Annotated in this window: 24 protein-coding genes; 12 read left to right on the top strand and 12 right to left on the bottom strand. The window is 62.1% G+C overall.

Annotated elements, in window-relative coordinates; genetic code table 11:
* Positions 1–106 precede the first annotated feature (106 nt).
* The 8 genes from NVV77_RS10945 to htpX form a co-directional block, all read right to left on the bottom strand.
* Positions 107–520 carry a DUF1761 domain-containing protein gene (locus NVV77_RS10945; RefSeq protein ID WP_295412960.1) on the bottom strand — a complete coding sequence of 138 codons (414 nt, stop codon included), beginning with the start codon at positions 518–520 and terminating at the stop codon, positions 107–109.
* Positions 521–589: 69 nt separating this feature from the next.
* Positions 590–1,021, bottom strand: coding sequence for a metallopeptidase family protein (locus tag NVV77_RS10940; protein WP_295412958.1), 432 nt, complete (start codon positions 1,019–1,021; stop codon positions 590–592).
* Complete coding sequence (leuC, locus tag NVV77_RS10935) at positions 1,012–2,418, bottom strand: 3-isopropylmalate dehydratase large subunit (RefSeq protein ID WP_295412955.1); 1,407 nt, start codon at positions 2,416–2,418, stop codon at positions 1,012–1,014. Before leuC ends, NVV77_RS10940 begins: the two co-directional genes overlap by 10 nt.
* A 104-nt stretch (positions 2,419–2,522) precedes the next feature.
* Complete coding sequence (locus NVV77_RS10930) at positions 2,523–3,878, bottom strand: oligosaccharide flippase family protein (protein WP_295412954.1); 1,356 nt, start codon at positions 3,876–3,878, stop codon at positions 2,523–2,525.
* Between the two features lie 107 nt (positions 3,879–3,985).
* The gene (gene purH, locus NVV77_RS10925) at positions 3,986–5,569 is read right to left on the bottom strand and encodes a bifunctional phosphoribosylaminoimidazolecarboxamide formyltransferase/IMP cyclohydrolase (protein WP_295412951.1); all 1,584 of its coding nucleotides are present in this window, start codon (positions 5,567–5,569) and stop codon (positions 3,986–3,988) included.
* A gap of 67 nt (positions 5,570–5,636) precedes the next feature.
* Positions 5,637–7,262 carry a heparinase II/III family protein gene (locus tag NVV77_RS10920; RefSeq protein ID WP_295412948.1) on the bottom strand — a complete coding sequence of 542 codons (1,626 nt, stop codon included), beginning with the start codon at positions 7,260–7,262 and terminating at the stop codon, positions 5,637–5,639.
* 225 nt (positions 7,263–7,487) lie between these two features.
* Positions 7,488–8,789, bottom strand: a complete 1,302-nt coding sequence (locus NVV77_RS10915) for an RsmB/NOP family class I SAM-dependent RNA methyltransferase (RefSeq protein ID WP_295412947.1) — start codon at positions 8,787–8,789, stop codon at positions 7,488–7,490.
* A gap of 45 nt (positions 8,790–8,834) precedes the next feature.
* Positions 8,835–9,818, bottom strand: coding sequence for a zinc metalloprotease HtpX (gene htpX, locus NVV77_RS10910; RefSeq protein ID WP_295412945.1), 984 nt, complete (start codon positions 9,816–9,818; stop codon positions 8,835–8,837).
* A 93-nt stretch (positions 9,819–9,911) separates the two neighbouring features.
* Here htpX and NVV77_RS10905 point away from each other — a divergent pair, with 93 nt between their 5' ends.
* The 9 genes from NVV77_RS10905 (at position 9,912) to NVV77_RS10865 (ending at position 15,698) form a co-directional block, all read left to right on the top strand.
* Positions 9,912–10,127: a DUF1674 domain-containing protein gene (locus tag NVV77_RS10905; protein WP_295412942.1), complete on the top strand. Its 216-nt coding sequence runs from the start codon at positions 9,912–9,914 to the stop codon at positions 10,125–10,127.
* 466 nt (positions 10,128–10,593) lie between these two features.
* On the top strand, positions 10,594–10,980 hold the full coding sequence (gene sdhC, locus NVV77_RS10900; protein WP_295412939.1) for a succinate dehydrogenase, cytochrome b556 subunit: 387 nt from the start codon (positions 10,594–10,596) through the stop codon (positions 10,978–10,980).
* Between the two features lie 2 nt (positions 10,981–10,982).
* On the top strand, positions 10,983–11,375 hold the full coding sequence (sdhD, locus tag NVV77_RS10895) for a succinate dehydrogenase, hydrophobic membrane anchor protein (RefSeq protein ID WP_295412936.1): 393 nt from the start codon (positions 10,983–10,985) through the stop codon (positions 11,373–11,375).
* A 5-nt stretch (positions 11,376–11,380) separates the two neighbouring features.
* The gene (gene sdhA / locus NVV77_RS10890) at positions 11,381–13,192 is read left to right on the top strand and encodes a succinate dehydrogenase flavoprotein subunit (RefSeq protein WP_295412934.1); all 1,812 of its coding nucleotides are present in this window, start codon (positions 11,381–11,383) and stop codon (positions 13,190–13,192) included.
* An 11-nt stretch (positions 13,193–13,203) separates the two neighbouring features.
* Positions 13,204–13,386, top strand: coding sequence for a hypothetical protein (locus NVV77_RS10885; RefSeq protein ID WP_295412931.1), 183 nt, complete (start codon positions 13,204–13,206; stop codon positions 13,384–13,386).
* 148 nt (positions 13,387–13,534) lie between these two features.
* Positions 13,535–14,077, top strand: a complete 543-nt coding sequence (locus NVV77_RS10880; RefSeq protein ID WP_295412928.1) for an AprI/Inh family metalloprotease inhibitor — start codon at positions 13,535–13,537, stop codon at positions 14,075–14,077.
* A gap of 2 nt (positions 14,078–14,079) precedes the next feature.
* Positions 14,080–14,511, top strand: a complete 432-nt coding sequence (locus NVV77_RS10875; protein ID WP_295412927.1) for a DUF3052 domain-containing protein — start codon at positions 14,080–14,082, stop codon at positions 14,509–14,511.
* Positions 14,508–14,828, top strand: a complete 321-nt coding sequence (locus NVV77_RS10870) for a hypothetical protein (protein WP_295412925.1) — start codon at positions 14,508–14,510, stop codon at positions 14,826–14,828. The genes NVV77_RS10875 and NVV77_RS10870 overlap by 4 nt, the downstream gene beginning before the upstream one ends.
* Positions 14,829–14,915: 87 nt before the next feature.
* Entirely contained in the window at positions 14,916–15,698 is a 783-nt protein-coding gene (locus tag NVV77_RS10865; protein WP_295412924.1) for a succinate dehydrogenase iron-sulfur subunit, read from the top strand.
* A 263-nt stretch (positions 15,699–15,961) separates the two neighbouring features.
* Here the strand turns inward: NVV77_RS10865 and NVV77_RS10860 are convergent, their stop codons facing one another.
* The 4 genes from NVV77_RS10860 to NVV77_RS10845 all read right to left on the bottom strand — a co-directional run bounded on the left by NVV77_RS10860 (position 15,962) and on the right by NVV77_RS10845 (position 19,848).
* Positions 15,962–17,422: a hypothetical protein gene (locus NVV77_RS10860; protein WP_295412923.1), complete on the bottom strand. Its 1,461-nt coding sequence runs from the start codon at positions 17,420–17,422 to the stop codon at positions 15,962–15,964.
* Between the two features lie 84 nt (positions 17,423–17,506).
* Complete coding sequence (locus tag NVV77_RS10855; protein ID WP_295412921.1) at positions 17,507–18,469, bottom strand: DMT family transporter; 963 nt, start codon at positions 18,467–18,469, stop codon at positions 17,507–17,509.
* 226 nt (positions 18,470–18,695) lie between these two features.
* Positions 18,696–19,625: a tyrosine recombinase XerC gene (locus NVV77_RS10850; RefSeq protein ID WP_295412919.1), complete on the bottom strand. Its 930-nt coding sequence runs from the start codon at positions 19,623–19,625 to the stop codon at positions 18,696–18,698.
* Positions 19,626–19,671: 46 nt separating this feature from the next.
* Complete coding sequence (locus tag NVV77_RS10845; protein ID WP_295412918.1) at positions 19,672–19,848, bottom strand: hypothetical protein; 177 nt, start codon at positions 19,846–19,848, stop codon at positions 19,672–19,674.
* A 136-nt stretch (positions 19,849–19,984) separates the two neighbouring features.
* Here NVV77_RS10845 and NVV77_RS10840 point away from each other — a divergent pair, with 136 nt between their 5' ends.
* The 3 genes from NVV77_RS10840 to atpA all read left to right on the top strand — a co-directional run bounded on the left by NVV77_RS10840 (position 19,985) and on the right by atpA (position 24,474).
* The gene (locus NVV77_RS10840; RefSeq protein ID WP_295412916.1) at positions 19,985–22,141 is read left to right on the top strand and encodes a primosomal protein N'; all 2,157 of its coding nucleotides are present in this window, start codon (positions 19,985–19,987) and stop codon (positions 22,139–22,141) included.
* Positions 22,142–22,378: 237 nt separating this feature from the next.
* Positions 22,379–22,939, top strand: a complete 561-nt coding sequence (locus NVV77_RS10835; RefSeq protein ID WP_295412914.1) for a F0F1 ATP synthase subunit delta — start codon at positions 22,379–22,381, stop codon at positions 22,937–22,939.
* Entirely contained in the window at positions 22,939–24,474 is a 1,536-nt protein-coding gene (gene atpA / locus NVV77_RS10830) for a F0F1 ATP synthase subunit alpha (RefSeq protein WP_295412913.1), read from the top strand. The genes NVV77_RS10835 and atpA overlap by 1 nt, the downstream gene beginning before the upstream one ends.
* Positions 24,475–24,480 lie beyond the last annotated feature (6 nt).

Below are 24,480 nucleotides of genomic sequence, written 5' to 3'. Positions count from 1 at the left end.
TTTCAAGATCATTCAAAGACACGATGTCATCCCCGCGAAAGCGGGGATCTTTGTTTGTGCGCCCAAAACGGGGATTCCCGCTTGCGCGGGAATGACACAGTGAGGGTTAGGCGGCGACCGGTCCGAAGAGGCCGATGACAATGCCCTGAATGACAAGCACCCCCAGCACATGGGCGCTGTCGATCAGGGTCAGCGACCATTTCATGCCTTCATAGCGGTGGTTCATGATCATCACGGTGAGCACGAAGCCGAACCAGCAGAGAAAGCCCGTCAGCGCGCCCGCGCCGATATCCACCGTGCCCATCAGGGCCGGGGTGAAGAGCGCAATGAAATAAGCCATGACGAATTCGACGGCGACCGACCAGATGAACGGCGTATAGCTGGGATCAAGCTGGTCCCTGGTCTTGCCAAGCGCGGTCATCCATTGCTTGGACAGGCTCATGTACCAGACGGCGCCAAAGGCGAAGCTGGCGACGGTGGCCAGCACGACGGCCAGCCAATTGACGGCAAGAAATGACATAAAACTCCCCCGAAAGCGCTGGATGCGCTTGAGGTAATCTATGCCTTTTCAAGCAGGTAGGGAACGCGGTCAGTCTTCCGCGTCGGCGCGGGCTTCGATCTCTTCCATGTCCTCGTCGGAAAACCCAAAATGGTGGCCGAGTTCGTGGATGAGAACATGGGTGACGACTTCGCCGAGCGTATTGTCGTCATTCTCGGCCCAATAATCGAGAATGGCGCGGCGATAGAGGAAGACCGTATTGGGCATTTGCCCGGTCTGGGGCACGGCGCCGTCTTCGGTGAGGCCGATGCCGGTGAAAAGACCCATCAGTTCGAACGGGCTTTCCATCTCGAAATGTTCGAGAATGTCGTCTTCGGCAAATTCGGCCACCGAACAGGTGACATCGGCCGCGAGCGACTTGAAGGGCTCGGGGAGGTTGGCGAGCGCGTGGCTCGCCAAGGCCTCGAAATCATCGAGGGTCGGAGCATAAAGCCCCGACCAGTCGGTGCCTTTTACTTCCACTCGCGAATATCGACGAAGTGGCCGGCAATGGCGGCAGCGGCAGCCATGGCGGGGGAAACGAGGTGCGTGCGGCCCTTAAAGCCCTGGCGACCTTCAAAATTGCGGTTCGAGGTCGACGCGCAACGTTCCTCGGGTTTGAGCTTGTCCGGGTTCATGGCGAGGCACATGGAGCAGCCCGGCTCGCGCCATTCAAAGCCGGCATCCTTGAAGATCACGTCGAGACCTTCTTCCTCGGCCTGCGCCTTCACGAGGCCCGAGCCCGGCACGATCATGGCCGAGACGTGGCTCGCGACCTTACGACCGCCAATGACAGCGGCTGCAGCGCGCAGATCCTCGATACGGCCATTGGTGCACGAACCAACAAAGACACGGTCGAGCTTGATGTCGGTGATCTTGGTGCCGGGTTTTAAGCCCATATAGTCGAGCGCACGCCATTTTGAGGCACGCTTGGTCTCGTCGGCGATTTCATCGGGATTGGGCACGACGCCCTGAACCGAAATGACGTCTTCCGGTGAAGAACCCCAGGAAACGATGGGCGGCAGTTTTGCGGCGTCGAGGATGACGACCTTGTCGTAGTGTGCGCCTTCGTCGGTATAGAGGGTCTTCCAATAGTCGACGGCCATATCGAACGCTTCGCCCTTGGGCGCGCGTGGACGGTCCTTCACATAGGCAAAGGTCGTTTCGTCGGGCGCGATCAGGCCGGCGCGGGCGCCGCCTTCGATGGTCATGTTGCAGACCGTCATGCGGCCTTCCATCGAGAGGGAGCGGATGGCTTCGCCCGCAAACTCGATCACGTGGCCATTGCCGCCGGCCGTACCGATTTCACCGATGATGGCGAGGATGATGTCCTTGGCGGTGACGCCGGGCGGCAGCTGACCGTCCACGCGCACCAGCATGTTCTTGGCTTTTTGCTGGATCAGCGTCTGGGTGGCCAGAACGTGTTCCACTTCGGAGGTGCCGATGCCGTGGGCCAGGGCGCCGAAGGCACCGTGGGTGGAGGTGTGTGAGTCACCGCAAACGATGGTCATGCCCGGCAGGGTAAAGCCCTGTTCGGGGCCGACGATGTGGACGACGCCCTGACGCTTGTCGAAGGGGTCGTAATATTCGATGCCGAAATCGCGGGTGTTTTCGGCCAGCGTCTCGATCTGGATCGCGCTTTCCGGGTCCGGGTTGGGCAGCGAACGATCGGTGGTCGGAACGTTGTGATCAACCACGGCCAGTGTGCGCTCGGGATGACGGACCTTGCGACCGTTTATGCGCAGGCCCTCAAAAGCCTGCGGGCTCGTCACTTCGTGGACGAGGTGGCGGTCGATGTAGAGAAGGCTCGTGCCGTCCGGATTGTTCTGAACCAGATGGTCGTCCCAGATCTTGTCGTAAAGCGTGCGGGCCTTGGTCATTCGTCTTGTTCCGAGGGGCAGGAATGGAAGTTTGGATTGGTTCTAAGCCCAGAGGGGCTTTTGGGTCAAGAACAACCGTACTCTTGGGTACGCTCTTGCCGAAATCAGTTTGCCGAGGCGTCGCGTAAACGGCTGACGGCGAGGGCGCCCAGAAGACTGGTATCGAGGCCGATGCGGTAGCGGCACCAGAGGGCTATGGCGATCTGGGCTAGAATGCGGGCGCCCATATTGACCGCAGCGGCGCCAACAATGCCCCAGATCGGGATCACGGCGATTTGCACCAGAAAGCCGATGCCCATGATGGCGCCGAAGATGGCGACATAGGCGCGCTCGTGCCCGGTCATCATCATGACAATCTTCGAGGGGCCGGTGACGGCATCGAAAAGGAGGCCAAAGGCGAGGAGAAGGAGGACTAGCGTGCCCTCGGCATAGGAGGGGCCGAAGAGGGAAAGGATGAATTCGCCGAAGAACAAAAACAGCGCAAAGATCACGAGCGAGAAGACAAAGCCCGCCCAGGCGCAGAGCGCGGTAATGGCCTGGGCTTTTCGCATGGCGCCGGAATGGTAGTGCTCGGCCACCATGGGGGCGATCACCAGTTCGATGGCGAAGGTGAAAAGCGTCATCAGCCCGGCGGTGCGGAAGGCGTTGAAATAGAGGCCGGAGCTTTCGAGATCGAGCATGAGGCCGACGAGAATGACGTCGGCATTGAGCGTAAAGGTCTCGATGAGGGCGCCAAGCAGCATCCAGTTGCTGAGGCTGCCCCAGCGCTGCCAATGGGTGCGCACGGGAGCGATACGCGGGAGGATGGTGTAGTTGCGCTTGAGCGCCACGCTTGTCTGCAGCACCAGCGCGCCGATTAGCAAAGCGGCCGACAGCGTCAGCGCATCGGGCCCGCTCAAAACGATGCCGACGGCAAAGAGCGCGATGACCGCGGCAGGCAGGGCCAGGCGCCAGACGATGTCGCGCGGTAAGAGGGCCGTCCATAGCGATCCCTGCGCTCGCAGCACCGAGGAATTGTACTCCGCCAGCGCCATGGGGAGGATAAGGAAGGCGGCGCCGATGAAATGATTGATGGTTTCGCGCGGCGGCAGGAAGGGAATGCTGGCGACGGCCAGAACGCAAAGAAGCCCGGCAAGGATCAAGCTGGCGCCAATCGTGATGGCCGAACCGGCTGCGACCACCGTTTCAGCGTCGCTGTTTTCGCCTTTGGCACGCAATTGGGGCCAGAGGCGCAGCACGGCCGTCGACTGGCCCATGCCGGCGAGAATGGCGAGCACGGTTGCCAAAGCGAGGCCAAAAGCAAAGTGGCCATATTCGCTCTCGGTCTGGGTGCGTGAGAGAACGACATAGGTGATGTAGGTGAGGCCGGCTGTCGCGACCTTGATGCCGAGCGAGCCCACCGAGCGCAGAAGGCCGGTGGAGAGCAGGGCAGAAAGATCGGTTGGAACGGCCAGCCGCATGAAGGGTCCTCGCGCCGGCCCAAATGCCGAGCGGGCAGAGAGTGCCAGAACCCCGTCAAGAAGGTCTTACCGTGAGGGCGTTTAGGCCCTCACGGCACCGTGTTTGCCTAGTGCCGGAAGTGGCGCATGCCGGTAAGAACCATGGCGATGCCGGCAGCGTCGGCGGCGGCGATGACTTCGTCGTCACGCATGGAGCCACCGGGCTGGATGACGGCCGTGGCGCCGGCGGCGACAAGGGCTTCAAGGCCATCGGCGAAGGGGAAGAAGGCGTCGGAGGCGACGACCGAACCGACCGTCAGCGCGCCTTCGATGCCGGCAGCTTCGGCGGCGTCGATCGACTTGCGATGCGCAACGCGGGCGGAGTCCACGCGGCTCATCTGGCCGGCGCCAATGCCGGCGGTGGCGCCGTCCTTCACATAGATGATGGCATTGGATTTGACGTGCTTGGCGACCTTGGCGGCGAGTTTCAGGTCAGCCAGTTCCGCTTCGGTCGGGGCGCGCTTGGTGACGACCTTCAGTTCGCAATCATCAACATTGCGATTGTCGCGGCTCTGAACCAGCAGACCACCGGCCACGGATTTGACCTGCAAGCCTTCGGCCTTTGGATCAGCGAGGCCGCCGGTGAGGAGAAGACGCAGGTTCTTCTTGGCAGCAATGATGTCCTGCGCTTCCTGCGTAGCGGAAGGAGCAACGATCACTTCGGTGAAGACCTTCACGATCTCGGTGGCCGTCTCGGCGTCGATTTCGCGATTGGTGGCGACAATGCCGCCAAAGGCGGAAACCGGATCGGTGCGCAGGGCCTTCTTGTAGGCCTCGGTCAGGTTCGATCCGGTGGCAACGCCGCAGGGATTGGCGTGCTTGATGATGGCGACAGCAGCGGTTTCCTTGGGGTCGAACTCGGAAACCAGTTCGAAGGCCGCGTCAGTGTCGTTGATATTATTGTAGGAGAGCGTCTTGCCCTGAACCTGCGATGCGGTCGCAACGCCCGGGCGGTTTTCGCCCGTGCCGTAGAAGGCAGCCCACTGATGCGGGTTTTCGCCATAGCGCATGACTTCGCGCAGCGTGCCGGCAAAGCTGCGATAGTTCACATCGGCAAAGTCGATCTCCCTAGCGAACCAGCTTGAGATCGCGCTGTCGTAGGCGGCGGTGCGGGCATAGGCCTTGGCGGCGAGTTTCTGGCGCAGTTCGTAGGGAATGCCGCCATTGCGGATGGCTTCCAGAATTGCCGGATAGTCGGCGGGGTCGACGACCACGGTCACATAGGCGTGGTTCTTGGCCGCCGAACGCACCATGGCGGGGCCGCCAATGTCGATGTTCTCGATTATCTCGTCATACGAGGCGCCGGAGGCGACCGTCTTTTCAAACGGGTAGAGATTAACGGCAACGAGATCGATGGGGCCGATCTCGTGTTCGTCCATGCTCGCCTTGTGCTCGGGATTGTCACGAACCGAGAGCAGGCCGCCATGCACTTTTGGATGCAGCGTCTTGACGCGGCCATCCATCATTTCGGGAAAGCCGGTCAGGTCGGAAATCTCGCGCACCGGCAGGCCGGTTTCGGAAATCAACTTGTGCGTACCGCCGGTCGAAACCAGCTCCACACCGGCTTCGGAAAGCCCGCGGGCAAAATCCGCCATTCCCGATTTGTCGAATACCGAAAGCAGTGCCCGCCCGACCGTGACCGTCTTGCCCATGAGTTTTTGCTCGCATTGGAGGAGATTTCGCGGCTCCGCTAGCACGAACGGGCCGCGGAGTCCAAGCTCAACCGTGTTCGCGCGTCAGGATCCAGCCCACTTCCACGCCCGGGGCGAGATCGGCCTCGAGCACGAGCTGGATGGTGCGGTTGAAACCGAGATAGGCCGATTGGCGGACGCTGTCGTCCTGGCGCAAGGTCGCGCCTTCCCAAAGAAAGCTCCAGACCTCGCCATTGGGCAGGGTCAGCCGGCGCATGCCTTCTCCCACCGGGGCATGAACGGAAATGCCCGGGGCGAGGTGGAAGCGGATGGAAAACTGCCCCTCGGGCGTGCCTTCGGCAATGACCCGATCCTGCCCGACCAGCGTCGTGCCATCACCAAGCAGGGTTAGCCGGCGCTCGATCTCGGCGCCAAAACGGGTGGCATAGCCGATGGAAGAGACGGCCATCATGTGCTCGGCTGGCACCAGTTCCATATCGGGCACGGCGGGCGGCTTTGCACGAAATCCCTTGGGGGGCACGAAGGCGTCTTCGTCCTCGATGGTGGGCGAGGAATGGGCGATGGCCTGGCGGAAGAGATCGCGCGTTTCCGGCATGTCCGACGGGGCGGGGCCGCAGGAGCCGAGAATAAGCTCGCTGCCATGAGAAAATTCGAAGGCGAGGGCGCCGGCATGGGCTTCGGCATCGAAACCCGGCTCCGGGCGCAGGCCTGAATCGGCGATGACGACGGCGCGGCCGCTGCGCAGAATGCCGTAGCCACCGAGAATCCGCGAACGCCGCGCCGGGGTTGGGCCATTGGCCTGAACGGCGACCAGCACGTCATGCGGCACCTGTCCGCAGCCGTTGAAATAGGCAAGTTCGCCGCTCGACAGGGTAACGGCGTCGAGCGCTTCGTGCATGCGATCGATGCGATTGGAGAGCGAAGCGAAGGTCGGGCTGCCGTGGCGGTTGGCGGCCTGCCGCAGGCTCGAAAGCTCGACCAAGAGATTAAGCTGGATGCGCGGATTGCGGCTCTTGTGGAGGCCCTCTTCATCAAGCTGTTCGGCAAGGGCTGCGTCGAGCTGTATGAGGCGCGCTTCGACATCGGCCGAGTCTTCCGGCTCGCAGAGTTCGGCGCCCAAAATGCCCATGGCGGCAAAGAGCCGGTCGACAGGATCGGTCGCGAGCTTTCCGCGGACGCGAAGACTTTGCACCTGCGTACCGAGGCTGCGTTGCAGAGTCTTTGCTTGATCAGGCGTCGCGCCATCGAGAAGCAGCGGCAGGTGGCGGAGCCAGTTGAGCACGCGCTGGCCGGTCAGCGGCAGCGACCAGCTTTCCGGATCGAACTTTCCTTCGCGTCCTATCCAGTCGAGCACCAGCGTGCGGGCAAAGAGCTTTTCGCCGGGATCGCGCACATCGCGGAAATGCCGGAGCCAGGAAAAGCTCTGCAGATTGTTCCACCAGTCGGGGAAATCGACATCGATGGAAAAGGGCGAGGTGCCGCCGGTTTCGATAAGTTTGGAGGCCAGCAGGTAGCGCCCCGACATCATTTCGCGGACTGCGTCTCGGTCGGTGGGCCGGAATTCGGGGAGTTCGCCCTTATAACCCTGCTCGGCTAGGCCCTGCCAGGTCCAGCGGATAAGCCGCGTGGTCACGATGGCATCGGCAAGGCGCAATCCGAAGCGCCGGGAGGTCGCACCGAACCGCCCGCTCAACTTCTGCCTCCGCGCGAAAAACCTACGCGGGCAGGTCGGTCGCTGCCCTCAAAATCCACCGAGATTGAACCTTCCAAGACGCGGCATCGGCCGCTCGATGTTGAAGCGTCTAGTGAATTTGCCGTGATTTGCCCAGCCGGGGATAGATTTCGCGCTGGAAAACTTCGCCCCTCACAGACTTAGCTCGCCCGCTGGCGACAACCTAACGGTTGCGCCGGCGACAAGCTAGGGCTTGCGCCGGAAACGCGCCACAAAGAAACCATCCATGCCGCCTTCGACGCCATTGGGCGCCATTGAGGGCAGGGTGCGGACCAAACCGGCCGGCGTGACGGCGTCTTCGAGGCCGGGAAGTTCGCTCGGGGCAATGGGGTGGAGTTCGAGGTTGTGGAAGGCTTTCAGGGCCCAATCCACGATGGCCTCGCCCTCTTCGGGCTCGAGCGAACAGACGCAATAGACAAGGCTCCCGCCGGGCGCGAGGTTCTTCACGGCGCGGGCAAAGATGCCTTGCTGCAGTTTTACCCGGCCCTCGATATCTGCGGCATTGCGGTGCCAGAGAACTTCGGGGTGACGACGGAAGGTGCCGGTGGCCGAACAGGGCGCGTCCAGCAAAATGCCGTCAAATGGTTCGGCTGCGATGTAACTCGTTGCGTCGGCTTCGATCACGGTGGGCTCGTAGCCCAGACGCTGCATATTGGTCTTGAGGCGTTCAAGCCTTGTGCCGTCGCTATCGAGCGCGGTCACGACATAGCCGGCCTTTGCCAGCTGAGCCGTCTTGCCGCCGGGCGCGGCGCATAGGTCGAGCACGGTGCCACCAGCCTTGGCGGCGAGAAGACGGGCGGGCAGGGCGGAGGACACGTCCTGTACCCACCAGCGGCCCTCGTCATAAAAGGGCAGGGCGTCGACGGGGCGATCGCGGGTTTCGACGCGGATGGAGTCAGCAATGAGCTTGTCGCCGCCCAGCGCTTCGACCAGCGCCGGGTCCTCATCCTTGAGAGTGAGATCGAGCGGGGCGCCATCGACGAGGCCATCGACAAAGCGGGCAACCGCGTCGGCGCCATAGGCGGCTTCCCACTTCCGACGGAAGGTTTCGGGGAGCAGAAGATCGTCTTCGAGCAGGCCATAGCGGGCCGAATTGGCCTGGGCACGGCGCAAGACGGCGTTCATCAGGCCCGAAAGGTGCCGCGCCTTGGCATCGCGCTTGGTCGCTTCGACGGCGAGGAACAGGGCACTATGAGCGCCGATATCGGGCAGGAAAACCAGCTGGGCCAGCGACAGGCGCAGCACGGCTTCAAAGGTCCCCGACTTTGCCGGCATGCCCTTTTCGAGCAGTTCTGCAATCATCAGGTTGATCTGGCCCTGGCGGCGCAGGGCGGTGTTGATCAGGCGGTTGGCGAGCGAGCGATCGCGGCCATCGGGCAATTCGGCCGCCGACAGGGGCACAAAATGCTCGCCGCCCAGAACGGCGCGAAGCCTCTGGGCGGCAATGAGACGCAGGCCAAGGCCAGCCGGATCAGGTTTTTTGCTCAATCAGCACTCTCTTTGCGTCGCTGAACGGGAAACCGCACGACACATCTATCCCCATGGACCGCGCACGCCGCTATCGTCTTCGCCACGGCCTGCGCTCGGCACCCGCCAGCCGCCACCGGTATCGCGACCGCTGGAAGCGGTCTGCGGGCGGGGCGCGGGTCTGCGGCCCTTATCGTCCACGCGCATCTCGCCTGCAAGCCTCTGCAAGGCGGCGATACGGTTGCCAGTATCGGGGTGGGTGGAAAAGAGATTGTCCATCCGGGCGCCCGAGAGCGGGTTGATGATGTACATATGGGCCATGGCCGGGTTGCGCTCGGCCGCGACATTGACCTGGCGACCGGCCAGGGTCGCGATCTTGTTGAGCGCCGAGGCGAGGGCAAGAGGATCGCCGGAGATTTCGGCGCCGTCCTTGTCGGCTTCATATTCGCGAGTGCGGCTGACCGCCATCTGCACCATCATGGCCGCGACGGGGGCGAGGAAAACCATCAGCAGCGCGCCGATGCCGCCGAGCGGATTGTCCCTGTTATTGCTGCCACCAAAGAAGAGGCCGAACTGGGCAAGGGCCGAAACGGCACCGGCCAGCGTTGCCGTGATCGTCATGGTCAGCGTGTCGCGCGAGCGGATATGGGCCAGTTCGTGGGCGACGACGCCGGCGACTTCGCGCGTTTCGAGTTGGCGCAGAAGGCCGGTCGAGACGGCCACGGCGGCGTTTTGCGGATTACGGCCCGTTGCAAAAGCGTTGGGCTGGTCGGACTGGATGACATAGACGGCCGGCGTCGGGATGCCGGCGCGCTTGGAGAGCGTGTCGACCATGTCATAGAGCTCGGGCACGCGGGAGCGTTCCACCGGAACGGCGTTCTGCATGCGCAGCACGACCTTGTCCGAGTTCCAGTAGGCAAAGAGATTGGTGCCGGCTGCAAAAAGCAGGGCAATCATCATGCCGCCGGTGCCGCCGATGAAATAGCCGACCACCATGAACAAGGCGGTCATGGCCGCGATGAGAACAAAGGTGCGGAAGGCGTTGAACATCAAAAACCCTTGGGTTGGTATCTTCGAACAATTATGTTGTGTGGCGAAGCGTTCCCTGCAAGCGCATGACCATATTGTAATGCGAACCCGACCATGACCGATAGCACAACGCCGGAAGAACTTCCGGTAGAAGCCGAACCCAAAATTCTCACTCCCGCCGCCAAGCGCGCCCTTGCCGAGGCTGAGGCGCGCCGCAACGAGATCGACGCCGCCAGCGCCATGGCGCCCAAGGAAAAGGGCGGTCGCGGTGGCCTGGAGCCCGGTCGCTATGGCGATTGGGAGATCAAGGGGCTTACCAGCGATTTCTAGAGGGTCCTATGGCGCCATAGGGGTTTTGCTGCGGGCCAACTCCTCAACCAATCAGTCGCCCCCCCAACCTCGCTATCTCCCGGCGTAGTCTGAGCCCTATCTCTCGCGATCGCCAAAAACGGCCGTCACCCTCGGGCTTGACCCGAGGGCTCTCCACTTTCTGTGTCATCGCCAAGTGAAGTGTCCTCGGGTCAAGCCCGAGGATGACGAGCGGTGGGCTAAGTCGGACACAGGCGCTCTTGGCCGACCGCTTGGCGCCCTCACCAAGATTCCGATCTCCTTACCCCCCTCCCCGCGCGTCCCGCGAACATCCTGTGCGATATACGAACAAAGTGCGGTATTCGCCACCAATGCGGCGCGCGTGCCGGAAACGTCTTTGATTTCGTAACAATTGGCCGCTAGTAATCTCGAACTATTCCAAACTGGACGTTGCCCCCGGCGTCCACCCAAGGCCCCGGAAAGTCCCATGTCGGTCAGAGCCCGCCCCACATCTCCGCACCTGCAGATCTATCGCTGGACCATTACCATGGCCATGTCGATCTTCCATCGCGCTACCGGCATTGCCAACTATGCCGGCATGGCCCTCTTGGCGATCTGGCTGGTTGCCGCTGCTGCCGATCAGGAAGCGCTTAATCTCGTCAATCTCATCTATGGCAGCTGGTTCGGCCAGCTCGTGCTTTTCGGCTTCACCTGGAGCCTCGTGCATCACATGCTCGGTGGCCTGCGCCATTGGGTCTGGGATTTTGCCGCGATGATGGAGCCCGGCCAGCGCGAATTGATGGCCTGGGCCACGCTCGCCGCCTCGGTGGTCATCACCCTTCTTATCTGGACCGTCTTTGTGTGGATGGCTTGAACATGCGTGAAACCGTCATCACCCCCGCTGTGATCGCCAATCCCAAGACCCATTACGGCGATGCGAAAGCCTCGACGCGCCACTTTATTACCCAGCGCGTCACCGGCCTGATCAATGTGCTCTTCCTTGGGTTTCTGCTGTTCATCGTCGTGCGCCTTGCCGGGCAAGACCGCGCCGACATGATTGCCGTGATCGGCAATTTCTGGATCGGCGTGCCGCTGGCTGCGCTGATCGCCATTGCTGCCGTGCACATGCGCAATGGCATGCGCGATACGCTGGAAGACTACTTCCATGGCTCCATGTATCGCCTGACCATGCTGCTCAACACGCTCTTCTGCCTGATCGTCGGCCTCGCCGGCGCCGGCGCCGTGCTTAAAATCGTCTTCTGGGGTTGATCAAAATGGCCAATTACGAACTGATCGACCACGAATTCGACGTGGTGGTGGTTGGCGCGGGCGGCGCGGGTTTGCGCGCCACGCTCGGCATGGCCGAGCAGGGTTTTAATACTGCCTGCATCACCAAGGTTTTTCCCACGCGCTCGCACACAGTAGCGGCCCAAGGTGGCATTGCCGCTTCGCTGCAGAACATGGGCCCCGATAGCTGGCAGTGGCACATGTACGACACCGTGAAAGGGTCGGATTGGCTGGGCGACAACGATGCCATGGAATATCTGGCGCGTGAGGCCCCGGCTGCCATCTACGAACTTGAGCACTACGGCGTGCCGTTCAGCCGTACTCAAGATGGAAAGATTTATCAGCGGCCGTTCGGCGGCCACATGACCGAATTCGGCGATGGCCCGCCGGTGCAGCGCACCTGCGCCGCCGCCGACCGTACCGGCCACGCCATCCTCCACACGCTTTATGGCCAGTCGATCAAGAACGACGCGCAGTTCTTCATCGAGTATTTTGCGCTCGACCTGATCATGGGCGAAAACGGCGAGTGCCAGGGCGTCATCGCCTGGAAGCTCGACGACGGCACGCTGCACCGTTTCCGCGCCAAGATGGTGGTGCTGGCGACCGGCGGCTATGGCCGCTCCTATTTTTCCGCCACCTCGGCCCATACCTGCACTGGCGACGGCAATGGCATGGTGGCCCGTGCCGGCCTGCCGCTGCAGGACATGGAATTCGTGCAGTTCCACCCCACCGGCATTTATGGCGCCGGCGTTCTCATCACCGAGGGCGCGCGCGGCGAGGGCGGCTATCTCACCAATTCCGAGGGCGAGCGTTTCATGGAGCGCTATGCGCCCAACGCGAAAGACCTCGCCTCGCGCGACGTTGTCTCGCGCTGCATGACGCTTGAAATCCGCGAAGGCCGTGGTGTTGGTCCCAACAAGGACCACATCTACCTGCACCTCGATCATCTTGATCCAAAGGTGCTGCATGAGCGCCTGCCCGGGATCACCGAATCGGCAAAAATTTTCGCCGGCGTAGATCTGACCCGCGAGCCGATCCCGGTGCTGCCGACCGTGCACTACAATATGGGGGGCATCCCCGCGAACTATCACGGTGAAGTCCTCAACCCGACGCCGGAAGATCCCAACCGCATCGTGCCGGGCCTGATGGCCGTGGGCGAAGCCGCCTGTGCCTCGGTGCATGGCGCCAATCGCTTGGGTTCGAACTCGCTCACCGACCTCGTGGTCTTTGGCCGCGCCGCCGCCATCCGCGCCGGTCAGGTCATGGACAAGGCCGCCCCGATCCCCGGCATTAATGCCGCTTCGGATGCGAAAATTCTTGCCCGCTTCGATCGCCTACGCAACGCCAATGGCAGCCAGCCGACGGCAAAACTGCGCGACGAGATGCAGCGCACCATGCAGGCCGATGCCGCCGTGTTCCGCACCGATGCCTCGCTCAAAAATGGCGTCACCGCCATGACCGAGATCTATTCGCGTCTTGGCGATGTGAAGGTGACGGATCGCTCACTGATCTGGAATTCCGATCTCGTCGAAACGCTCGAACTCGAAAACCTCATGGCCTGCGCCATGGCGACGGTGGTTTCGGCCGAAGCCCGCCACGAAAGCCGCGGTGCCCATGCCCATGAGGATTTCCCGAGCCGTGACGACGTCGAATGGCGCAAGCACACGCTGGCCCTCGTTGATATCGAGACCGGCAAGGTGGAGCTCTCCTATCGTCCGGTGATCGTCGATCCGCTGACCCCCTACGACCAGGGCGGCATCGACCTCAAGAAGATCGCGCCCAAGGCGCGCGTTTACTGAGGACATAAAGCATGTGCCAGCAGTGCCAGGGTTTTGACGACGACGACGATATCGACGCGCTCGCTCATGCCTTTGTGCTGCGCCACGGCAAGGCGGAGCCGGCAAAACCGGCCCCGCCGAATCAAAACCATGCATTGCTCAATCACAAGGGCGCGCCTCAGGCCGCCCCTGCCGCAAAGAAAGTAGCGCGCTAGTCATGTGCCACCTCTGCGAAGAGCGCAGTTATGACGGGTTTCGCCATTCGGCGCCGCATCAGGCGCCCGGAGGCAAGGCCAAGCCTGCTGCCCAGGGCGAAGCGTCCGGGCGCACGCCGGATAGGCCACCAGCGGGCGGGGCGGCGAAATGATCCGCACGCTTCTCGCTTTCGGTGCGCTTCTGACGCTGGCTGGTTGTTCCACCGGCTCCTTTTCCATGGCGTCCAATGCGCCACCGGCTCCCGGAAATTTCGGCCAGACGCAGCAGACCGCGTTTGGCAGCAATGGCATGGCGACCACCAATAGCCAGATCGATCCGGTGACGGGCCAGCGCGTTGTCACCGGCGGCAGTTTTTCCGTCGGTACGGCCCCCGCCTCGCCGGCCATGACCAATGCCATGATCGGCAACTGGACGCTGTCGGACAGCTATTCGCGCAATTGCACCCTGTCCTTCAGCGTCACGCCGCTGGCCGGTGCTTCGGGAGCGCTGCAGGCCAATCAGACCGGTTTCTGTTCAAACGAATTTTCCGCCCTCGCCGGCTGGATGGTCGCTGGCAACGGCGTCGTCCTCACCGACGCTTCGGGGCAGTTGCGCGGCCAGTTGGTTGCCGACAATGCCGGGGCGTATCTGGGCACGGTCAACACCATGTTCGGGCCGACCACGGTCAAACTCAGCCGGGGCGGGGTTTGAACATGAGTGGTCTGGCAGGATATTCAGGCACGCCATTGGCGCAAAAACTGGGTTTGAAGGACGGGTTCCGTGCCCTCTTCATCGACCTGCCCGCTTCCCTCGCCGATCTCCCGACCTCGCGCGCCTTTGCCGAATCCTCGCGCATCACGATTGAGCAGCTCGGCGACGCGCAGCAGGGCTACAACTTCATCCATCTCTTCACCGCCAGCCGCGCCGTGCTCGAGAAGCTGGCGCAGCCGTTGATGGGGCTGATCGCTCGCGATGGCATGATCTGGGTGAGCTGGCCGAAAAAGGCCAGCAAGGTCGAAACGGACATTACCGAGGACACCATTCGCCAGATCGTGCTGCCGCTTGGACTCGTCGACGTAAAAGTCTGCGCGGTGGACGAGATCTGGTCCGGCCTCAAACTCGTGATCCGGAAGGACGCGCGATGAATTTTCCCACGCTCCATGGAGTGACCATGCACAAGCTGATCCTGGCCCTGCCGCTTCTCGTTGCCGGCGCGCTGCCCGCCTTTGCCGCGGCGCCGACTGCGGCACAGAAGGAAGAGTTTTATTCGGTCTGCATGGGCATCGCCCAGGACGCGACGCTCTGCGGTTGCAAAGCCGATGCCGCCATGACGCTGATCGACGAACGGTTCATGGGCGTCGTCATTGCCTCGATGAAGGGCGGCTCGCCCGCTGCCGGGGAATATGACGCCTACAATACCTACGTCGCCAAATCGAACCAGGTCTGCAAGCCCAACTACTGATTGCGACCCCACTGCCGCCCCAAAAGGGCAGCGAGACGAAATTGAAGTGCCGGGTTGAGCGGCGTTTCGGAAGGAAGAGTTGAGAAAATGGCCGAACTGACTTTGGGCAAGGCCGACCGGCCGCAAAAGGGCAAGACCTGGGCGAAGCCCGAAGGCGCCACGCGCCTCCGCGAGTTCCACATCTACCGCTACGATCCGGACAAGAACGAGAACCCGCGCATCGATACCTATTTCGTTGATCTCAACGATTGCGGCCCGATGATCCTCGACGCGCTGCTCTATATCAAGAACAAGGTCGATCCGACCCTGACCCTGCGCCGCTCCTGCCGCGAAGGCATTTGCGGCTCGTGCTCGATGAACATCAACGGGCTCAACACCCTGGCTTGTACCAAGGGCATGGACGACTCTTCGGGCCCGGTGAAGATTTACCCGCTGCCGCATATGCCGGTGGTGAAGGATCTCGTGCCCGACCTCACCAATTTCTACGCCCAGCACCGCGCCATCGAGCCGTGGCTCAAAACCACCTCGCCCACGCCGCAAAAGGAATGGACGCAGTCAGTCGAAAACCGCGCCAAGCTCGACGGGCTCTATGAGTGCATCCTCTGCGCCTGCTGCTCGACCTCGTGCCCGTCCTATTGGTGGAATGGCGAAAAGTATCTCGGTCCCGCTGCATTGCTGCAGGCCTATCGCTGGCTGATCGACAGCCGCGACGAAACCACCTCCGAGCGCCTCGACAATCTTGAAGACCCCTTCAAGCTCTATCGCTGCCACACCATCATGAACTGCGCCAAAGTTTGCCCCAAGGGTCTCAACCCCGCCAAGGCGATCGCCCAGATCAAGAAGATGATGGTCGAGCGCAAGGCTGCGTGATTTTAAGGTTTTTTGGATTTGAGGCCCGCGGCGATGCTGCGGGCTTTTTTGTTTTGTGGACACTGAGAGCGCGTCCATCACCCTACCGTTCTCCCTCCGTCGTCATTGCCGGGCTTGTCCCGGCAATCCATCTCGCCTCCGCATGGACCACCGGGACAAGCCCGGTGGTGACGACCAAAAGGAGCGGAGCTGCCTGCACCTCGCTCCAAACAAAAAGCGGCGGAGCTTTCGCCCCGCCGCTCAAATTTCCGAACTGAAAAACCTCAGCTCTCAATAAGCACGATCGTGCCGGCTTCATAAGCCGCCTTGCAGTCGTCGGCGTCGGCCAGGCGATCGCTGTCGAGCAGGGTCGTTGCCGTGCCTGGACCTTCAAAGCGCGGATCGTCGCATTCATCGTCATTGGCGTAGGACGAAGAATTGTCGCCAAAGTCGATGTCCGAGCCGTCATAGGGCGCGCCGGCCGCGTATTCGGGCGTGTAGACGAGGCGGATCGCGATCGCGCCTTCCTCGAGCAGAGTCCGGCAGTCGGTGGCGTCGCCCATCACGTCTTCCGAGAGCAGTTTCTTGTCAACGCCAGCGCCTTCAAAGCGCAGGTCGTCACATTCGCCATCATTGGCCCACTTGGAAAAGTCGGAACCAAAATCGAAGGCAGCGGCCTGCTGTTCGCCATTATAGGTGGCGCGGCCCGCTTCGACGGCCTCGCGGCAGTCGGTGGCGTCCTTCTTGATGTCTTCGGCGAGCGTGGTGCTGGCAACGCCCTTGCCAGTGAAACGTGGGTCGTCGCATTCGCCGTCATTGGCCCATTCGGAGGAGTCGTTGCCATAGTCGATAGCGGCAACGGTGGAGGAACCGCCGTCCTTGAGGGTGACCGTGCCAGCCTCGAAGGCGGCCTGGCAGTCGGTCGCGTCCTTCATGCGGTCGGCATCGACCAGTTCGTCAGCGGTGCCGGTGCCTTCAAAGCGCGGATCGTCGCATTCGCCATCCTTGGCCCATTCCGAGGAATCGTCGCCAAAGTCGATATCGGCCAGGGTCGCGACCGCGGTCGAGTCGCCATCCTTGAGGGTGACAGTGCCAGCGTCGAAGGCGGCCTTGCAGTCCGTTGCGTCTTTCATCAGATCGGCATCGACCAGTTCGGTCGCTGCGCCTTCACCGACAAAGCGCGGGTCGTCGCATTCGCCATCCTTGGCCCACTCCGAGGAATCATCGCCAAAGTCGATCTCGGTCGTGGCGACGGCGGTGGTCGGCCCACCATCCTTGAGGGTGACCGTGCCGGCCTCAAAGGCGGCCTGGCAGTCGGTTGCGTCCTTCAGGCGGTCGGCATCGACCAGTTCGTCCGCGGTGCCGGTACCCTCAAAGCGCGGGTCGTCGCATTCGCCATCCTTGGCCCATTCCGAGGAATCATCGCCAAAATCGATCTCGGTCGTGGCAACAGCCGTGGTCGCGCCGCCATCCTTGAGGGTGACCGTGCCGGCTTCGAAGGCCGCTTTACAGTCGGTGGCGTCCTTCATCAGGTCGCTATCAACCAGTTCCGATGCAGAGCCCTCGCCGGTAAAGCGGGGATCGTCGCACTCCCCGTCCTTGGCCCAGTCGGAGGAATCATCGCCGAAATCAATCGTCGACGCAGCATTGGTAGAGTGTTTCTGGGCCAGGCTCGGCATGGTCATGCCGGCCATCAAGGCGAGGCCAAGCAAGCTTCCCGCCATGACGTGACTAATCGCGCGCATCGGTTGTCCCTCCGGTTTTGCACCCTCGTTCTGCGGCGAGATTACAGCGGCTTTGCGGCAGTCCAAAGCGCAAATGCTGTCGATTTATTCTGCGCGCGAGCGACTTTGCCTATCCGTGCGGGCAAAGAGCCAGGAGCCGAGCAGAACCAGGCCCGTGCCCAGGGCATGGACCCAGGTGAAAGCCTCACCAAGCACCGCTACGGCCAGCACAATGGTGACCACGGGACCGAAGGACGCGGTGGACGAGGTTGCCCTTGCCCCGATCCGCGCAATGCCGCCATTGAGCAGGAAGGAGGGCAGCACCGTGCCAAAGATGCCCAGCATCAGGCCGATGCCCCAGATGTTGGGAGTGAAGCCGGCATAGGTAGCTGGTCCGTCGACGACAAGACTCTGGCCGATGGCGAGCACGGCAGCGGTCGACATGCCGACGCAGGTGAAAAGCATGGTGCCGAGCACCAGCATCTGCCGCTTGGCGAGGTGCTGGTAAAAGGCAAAGGTCAGGGCCGAACCGAGCACGAGCAGCGTGCCGAGCACCAACCCATCCGGCTCGACGCTCAGATTCCAGGCAAAGATCACCATCAGGCCCGAATAGCTCACCAGCATGGCCGGCACGAGCTTCCAGCTCATCCGGTCGCCGAAGAACCAGACCCCGAACAGCAGCACGAAGAAGGGATAGGTGAAGAGCACCAGCCGCTCATACTGCGCCGAGACGAAATTGAGGCCCGCAAAATCGAGATAGCTCGAGAGATAGTAGCCCAGCGCGCCCACGCTCATGGCGCCGAGCAGTTTTCCGGCTGTCATCATTCCGCGCAGCTTTGTGTTGCGCAGCAGCAGCATTGCCAGAATGACGAGATAGATCGGCAGCGCCATCATCATGCGCAGGGCAAGGGTTGCTTCCACCGACACGCCCTGAGCAAAGGCGAGTTTTATGAAAACGCCCTTGGTCGAAAACAGCGCCGCGCCGGCAAAGGCGAGGCCATAACCGAGCAGGTCGATTCTTGGCTGGGTTTCGGCTGTCGATGGAGAGGCAGTCTCGGGGGCACTCATGGAGGTTGCTCTTTTCTGGCCCGCCTCGAGGTCTCCTGCCGGACACCGCAAGACGCGGGCCGGGTTGCCAAATGCTGGATGTCAGCCTTCGGTCCGCGCCCTGATGGGTCGGATAAGCGAAATCAGCGAAAGCGAAATCTGCGGGCGCGAAGACATTTTTATTCCTATAGTACCGGTGGGTACGGCTGGAAAGGCGGACTATGGCAAATCCGTCCAGCCCAGCGCTTTAGCCGCGCGGATGCGCCTTGGCATAGCTTTCCATCAGCCGCTCGGTGTCGACCGCGGTATAGATTTGTGTCGTCGAGAGGCTCGCATGGCCCAGCAATTCCTGGATGGCGCGCAGGTCGCCGCCTTTTCCCAGAAGGTGCGTGGCAAAGGAGTGGCGCAGCGCATGCGGTGTCGCCGAAGGCGGCAGGCCGAGGGCAGAGCGCAATTGCTCCATGCGCTTCTGGATCAATCGTGGGGAGAGAACGCCGCCGCGCACGCCGCGAAAGAGCGGGTCCTCAGGCCAGAGCTTGAAGGGGCTGAGTTTGAGGTACTCTTCAATCGACTGCCGCACCGGAGAAATCAGCGGCACCATGCGGATTTTGCCGCCCTTGCCGGTTACCCGTAGCACATCGCTTTCGAGGTCGCCCTTGGTCAGCGCCAGCGCTTCGGAAATACGCAGACCTGCACCATAGCAAAGCGAAATCACCGCCATGTCGCGCGCTGCGACCCATGGCTCGGCTTCCATTGCATCGACCGCGGCAATGGTGTTCTTCGCTTCCACGACTGTGAGAGCCTTGGGCAGCGAGCGTGGAATTTTGGGTGTGCGAATGGCATTAAAAGCTTCGGTCGCCAGCACGCCCTCGCGCTCCAAAAAGGCAAAAAAGCTTTTGAGCGCCGAAAGCACCCGCGCCAGCGAGCGCGAGCCCAGAGTTTCGGCGCGGCGCTGCGCCATGAAGGCCCTGACATCGGCGGCGCGCAGGTCTTTCAGCGATTGCAGCGTTATCGGCCCGCCCATATGGCCGGCGAGGAAACTCATGAACTGGCCGAGATCGCGGCCATAGGCTTCGAGCGTGTTTTCCGCCAGGCGTTTGACCGATCCCAGCTCGCGCATCCAGTGCGAAATCTGGGATTGGACAAAGGCATCGGTGGCAAAGGCGCTGTCGGTCATGGGGGGAGTCTATACCCAGCGGGTTACCGATCTCTAGCCGCACAGTCTAATGCGGCCAGCGCGGCTCGTCGGGCGGCGGCGGTAGGCCCAGGTCACTTCGCAGCCGCGACGGCACCGGCAGGCGGCGCGGCCGGGCCATATTGATCAGCCAGTCATAAAGGCTGGCATTGCGGGCAATGGCAACGAGATCGCCGGCCTCACGCCGATTTTCACTTCCAATCATGACGTCCTCCTGTTCTTTTCCTCCCAAGAACATTAAGTGAACGCTGTGACAGGGTCTGTCAGCATGACAAGGCGGGCCGAATCGCTTGCAATTCCCATGGGTCGATGCGAACCGAACGCTAGAGATGCAGACGCGGATGGACATTGTTGCGGTAATGGTGGGGGTGGCTGTCGACGGCCCCTATAGCTATCGCGTGCCCGAACACATGGTGGTCGAGCGCGGCTCCATCGTCGCCGTGCCGCTCGGGCCGCGTCTCATCCTCGGCGTCGTCTGGGGTGCTCCCAAGGACAATTTTGCGCACAACCGCCTGCGCGACATTGCTCAGGTCTTTGATGTGCCGCCGCTGTCCGAAGAGCTGCTCAAGCTCGTTGAATGGGTGGCCAAATATACGATCACGGCGCCCGGACAGGTCCTGCGCGGCGTGCTGCGTTCGCCCGAAGCGCTCGATGCACCAAAGCCGGTCATTGCCTATCGCCGCACGGGTATCGAACCCGAAAAGCTGACGCCGGCCCGTCTCCGCGTGCTCGACGCGCTGATGGACGACATGGCCTGGCCCAAGGCGGCTCTGATTGGAGCCTCAGGGGTTTCGACCTCGGTCATCGATGGCCTCGAGCGGGCAGGGGCTTTGGAAAAACTCGAAATGCCGGCCCCACCCGTGGTCCTGCCGCCCGATCCCGACGGGACGCCGTCAAAACTCAATGCCGAGCAGCAGGCCGCGCTCGACAATATTCTGACGCTGGATCCACACCGGTTCGGCGTCGCTCTTCTCGATGGCGTCACCGGCGGTGGCAAGACGGAAGTCTTCTTCGAAGCCGTGGCCGACACTCTCCGCGCCGGCCGGCAGGCTCTCATCCTGCTGCCGGAAATCGCGCTCACCAACACATTCATTGATCGCTTCACGCGCCGCTTCGGCACCCGCCCGGCCGAATGGCATTCGGACATGACGCCGGTGCAGCGCGCAAAAGTCTGGCGCGGTGTGCTGGAGGGGACCGTTCGCGCCGTGGTCGGCGCGCGTTCAGCGCTGTTCCTGCCGTTCCGCGAACTGGGCCTGCTGGTGCTCGATGAAGAGCATGACGGCGCCTACAAACAGTCTGAAGGTTTTACCTATCACGCCCGCGACATGGCGGTGGTGCGGGCCCAGTTTTCGCAGGCGCGCGTCGTCCTGTCGTCCGCGACCCCCTCGGTCGAATCGCGAAACAATGCCAATCAGGGGCGCTATGCGCATGTGCGGCTTGAAAGCCGTTTTGCCGAAGCGGCCATGCCCGACATTACCGCCATCGACATGCGGATCGACGGGCCCGAAAAGGGCTCCTGGATCGCGCCGATCCTCGCCCGCGAGGTTTTTGCCGCGCTCGATCGCGGCGAACAGGCGCTGCTGTTCCTCAATCGCCGCGGCTACGCCCCTCTTACGCTCTGCAATGCCTGCGGCCACCAGTACAAATGCCCGGACTGCTCGTCCTGGATGGTCGAGCATCGGTTCCGTGGCGTCCTCATGTGCCACCACTGCGGCCACGAAGTGCGGACGCCAAAGCACTGCAGCGAATGCGGGCAGGTCGATAGTCTCGTGCCCGTCGGCCCCGGCATCGAGCGCGTCGCCGAAGAAGCGGCCGCCCGTTTCCCCAATGCCCGTCGTGTCCTGCTCTCCACCGATATGGGTAGCCACGCCCAGCTGCGCGAACGCTTTGCCGAGGTCGAGCGGGGTGAATACGACCTCATCATCGGCACGCAGCTGGTCTCAAAAGGCCATCATTTCGAAAAGCTCTCGGTCGTCGGCGTGCTCGATGCCGATCTCGGCCTTGCCCATGGCGATCCGCGCGCTGCAGAAAAAACCTTCCAGATCCTGACCCAGGTCGCCGGCCGCGCCGGTCGTGCAAGCCGCCACGGCAAGGCATTTTTACAGACCTATCATCCCGATCATCCGGTGATGAAGGCTATGGTCTCGGGCGATCGCGAGGCTTTTTACGCCCAGGAAATTCTCGCGCGCGAAGCCGGTGGCATGCCACCCTTCGGGCGCCTCGCGGCGCTGATCGTCTCGGCCAATGAGCACGACAACGCCACCAATTTTGCCCGCCTGCTGCTCTCGGCGGCGCCCATGGCGGATGGCGTCAGGCTGTTCGGCCCGGCCGACGCGCCTGTTGCCATGATCCGCGGCCGCCACCGGGTGCGGCTCCTCGCGCAATCGGGGAAGGATTTCGATCTCTCGGGCTATGTCCGCTTCTGGCTCCAGAGCGCTGAAAAGCCCAAGGGGGACCTTAAAATTCAGGTCGATATCGACCCCATGAGTTTTATGTAGTTGGTCGCCGGAAAAAGCCTACTTGTCCCCATGACAAGCCTGCGACATTTTCGCCGCAATTGAATCGTGCCACCCAGCCTTGCAAGGCCCGCTTGGCTTGTGTTAGAGCGAGCCCGACTTGAAGGGGTCCGGCTAGGGGTAGTCCGACTTGGGCCTCATTTCCGGACACGTCCAAAGCGTTGAATAAGCCGTCCTGATCCATGTTCAGGGAACGGCAACAGAGAGGGTGAAGCGACATTGGCAGCGCAGAATTCAGTGCTTACCCAGATCGCGCGGCCATATGCGTCGGCGCTGTTTGACCTCGCTCAGAGCGAGAATCAGCTGGCCTCGGTCGAAACCGGCCTTTCCGATATTTCCCGCCTCATCGGCGAAAGCGACGATTTCTCGCGCTACCTGCACTCCCCGGTCATTTCGGGTGACGTGAAGGCTGCTGCGCTCGACGCGATCCTCGGTAAGGCCAAGGTCAACCCGCTGGTTGCCAACTTCCTGCGCCTTGTGGCGCGGAATGGTCGCCTCTTCGCGCTCGACAATATCATTGTCGGTTTCCGCGAGCTGGCCGCTGCGGCCCGTGGCGAAACCACTGCCGAAGTCACTTCGGCGACCCCGCTGACGGCGGACCAGGCTGCGGCCCTGAGCGAGACGCTCAAGACCAAGCTCGGTAAAACCGTCACGCTTAATCAGTTTGTCGATCCCTCGCTGATCGGCGGCCTTCAGGTGAAGGTCGGCAGCCAGATGATCGATTCTTCAATCAAGACAAAACTCGCTGCGATGAAGATCGCCATGAAAGAGGTCGGATAATGGACATCAAAGCCGCGGAAATTTCTGCGATCCTCAAGGACCAGATCAAGAATTTCGGCCAGGAAGCCCAGGTTTCGGAAGTCGGTCAGGTGCTCTCCGTCGGTGACGGTATTGCCCGCGTCTACGGCCTCGACAAGGTGCAGGCCGGTGAGCTCGTCGAGTTCCCGGGTGGCATCAAGGGCATGGCGCTGAACCTCGAAACCGACAATGTCGGCGTCGTGATCTTCGGCAATGACCGCTCGATCAAGGAAGGCGACGTCGTCAAGCGTACCGGCGCCATCGTGGACACCCCGGTTGGTCCGGGCCTCCTCGGGCGCGTCGTCGACGGCCTCGGCAACCCGATCGACGGCAAGGGCCCGATCGTTCACACCGAACGTCGCCGCGTCGACGTCAAGGCTCCCGGCATTCTGCCGCGCAAGTCGGTTCACGAACCGATGTCGACCGGCCTCAAGGCCATCGACGCGCTGATCCCGATCGGCCGTGGCCAGCGCGAGCTCGTCATTGGCGACCGCCAGACCGGCAAGACCGCCATCATTCTCGACACCTTCCTCAACCAGAAGCCGGCCCACGATGCCGACGCTTCGGACACCGACAAGCTGTTCTGCATCTATGTCGCCGTTGGCCAGAAGCGTTCGACCGTCGCTCAGTTCGTGCGTCAGCTCGAAGAATCGGGTGCCCTGCAGTACTCGATCGTGATCGCTGCTACCGCATCCGATCCGGCTCCGCTCCAGTACATCGCGCCGTTCACCGGCTGCGCCATCGGCGAGTGGTTCCGTGACAACGGCAAGCACGCCGTTATCGCCTATGACGATTTGACCAAGCAGGCCGTTGCCTACCGTCAGATGTCGCTGCTGCTGCGCCGTCCGCCGGGCCGCGAAGCTTACCCGGGCGACGTTTTCTATCTCCACAGCCGTCTGCTCGAACGCGCTGCCAAGATGAACGAAGACCACGGTCTTGGTTCGCTGACCGCTCTGCCTGTGATCGAAACCCAGGCAAACGACGTGTCGGCCTATATTCCGACCAACGTGATCTCGATCACCGATGGCCAGATCTTCCTCGAAACCAACCTGTTCTTCCAGGGCATCCGTCCTGCCGTGAACGTGGGTCTCTCGGTTTCGCGCGTTGGTGGCTCGGCTCAGGTCAAGGCCATGAAGCAGGTTGCGGGCTCCCTCAAGGGCGAACTTTCGCAGTATCGCGAAATGGCCGCCTTCGCCCAGTTCGGTTCGGACCTCGACGCTGCAACGCAGCGCCTCCTCAACCGTGGTGCGCGTCTCACCGAGCTGCTCAAGCAGCCCCAGTTCTCCCCGCTCAAGACGGAAGAACAGGTTGCCGTGATCTTTGCTGGTGGCCAGGGCTATCTCGATAGCGTTGCGGTCAACAAGGTCCAGGACTTCGAAAAGCATGTTCTGTCGAACCTGCGCTCCAAGCACGCCGACCTGTTGAAGACCATCGCGGTCGAAAAGCAGCTCAGCGACGACACCCGTGCCAAGCTGAAGTCGGCTCTTGACGATATCAAGAAGACCTACGCGGCCTGAGCCTGA

The sequence above is a fragment of the Devosia sp. genome, from assembly GCF_024707125.1.
In the GTDB taxonomy this organism is placed as follows: domain Bacteria; phylum Pseudomonadota; class Alphaproteobacteria; order Rhizobiales; family Devosiaceae; genus Devosia.
The sequence above is the reverse complement of the archived record's forward strand: the minus strand, read 5'-3'. Positions and strand labels throughout refer to the sequence as shown.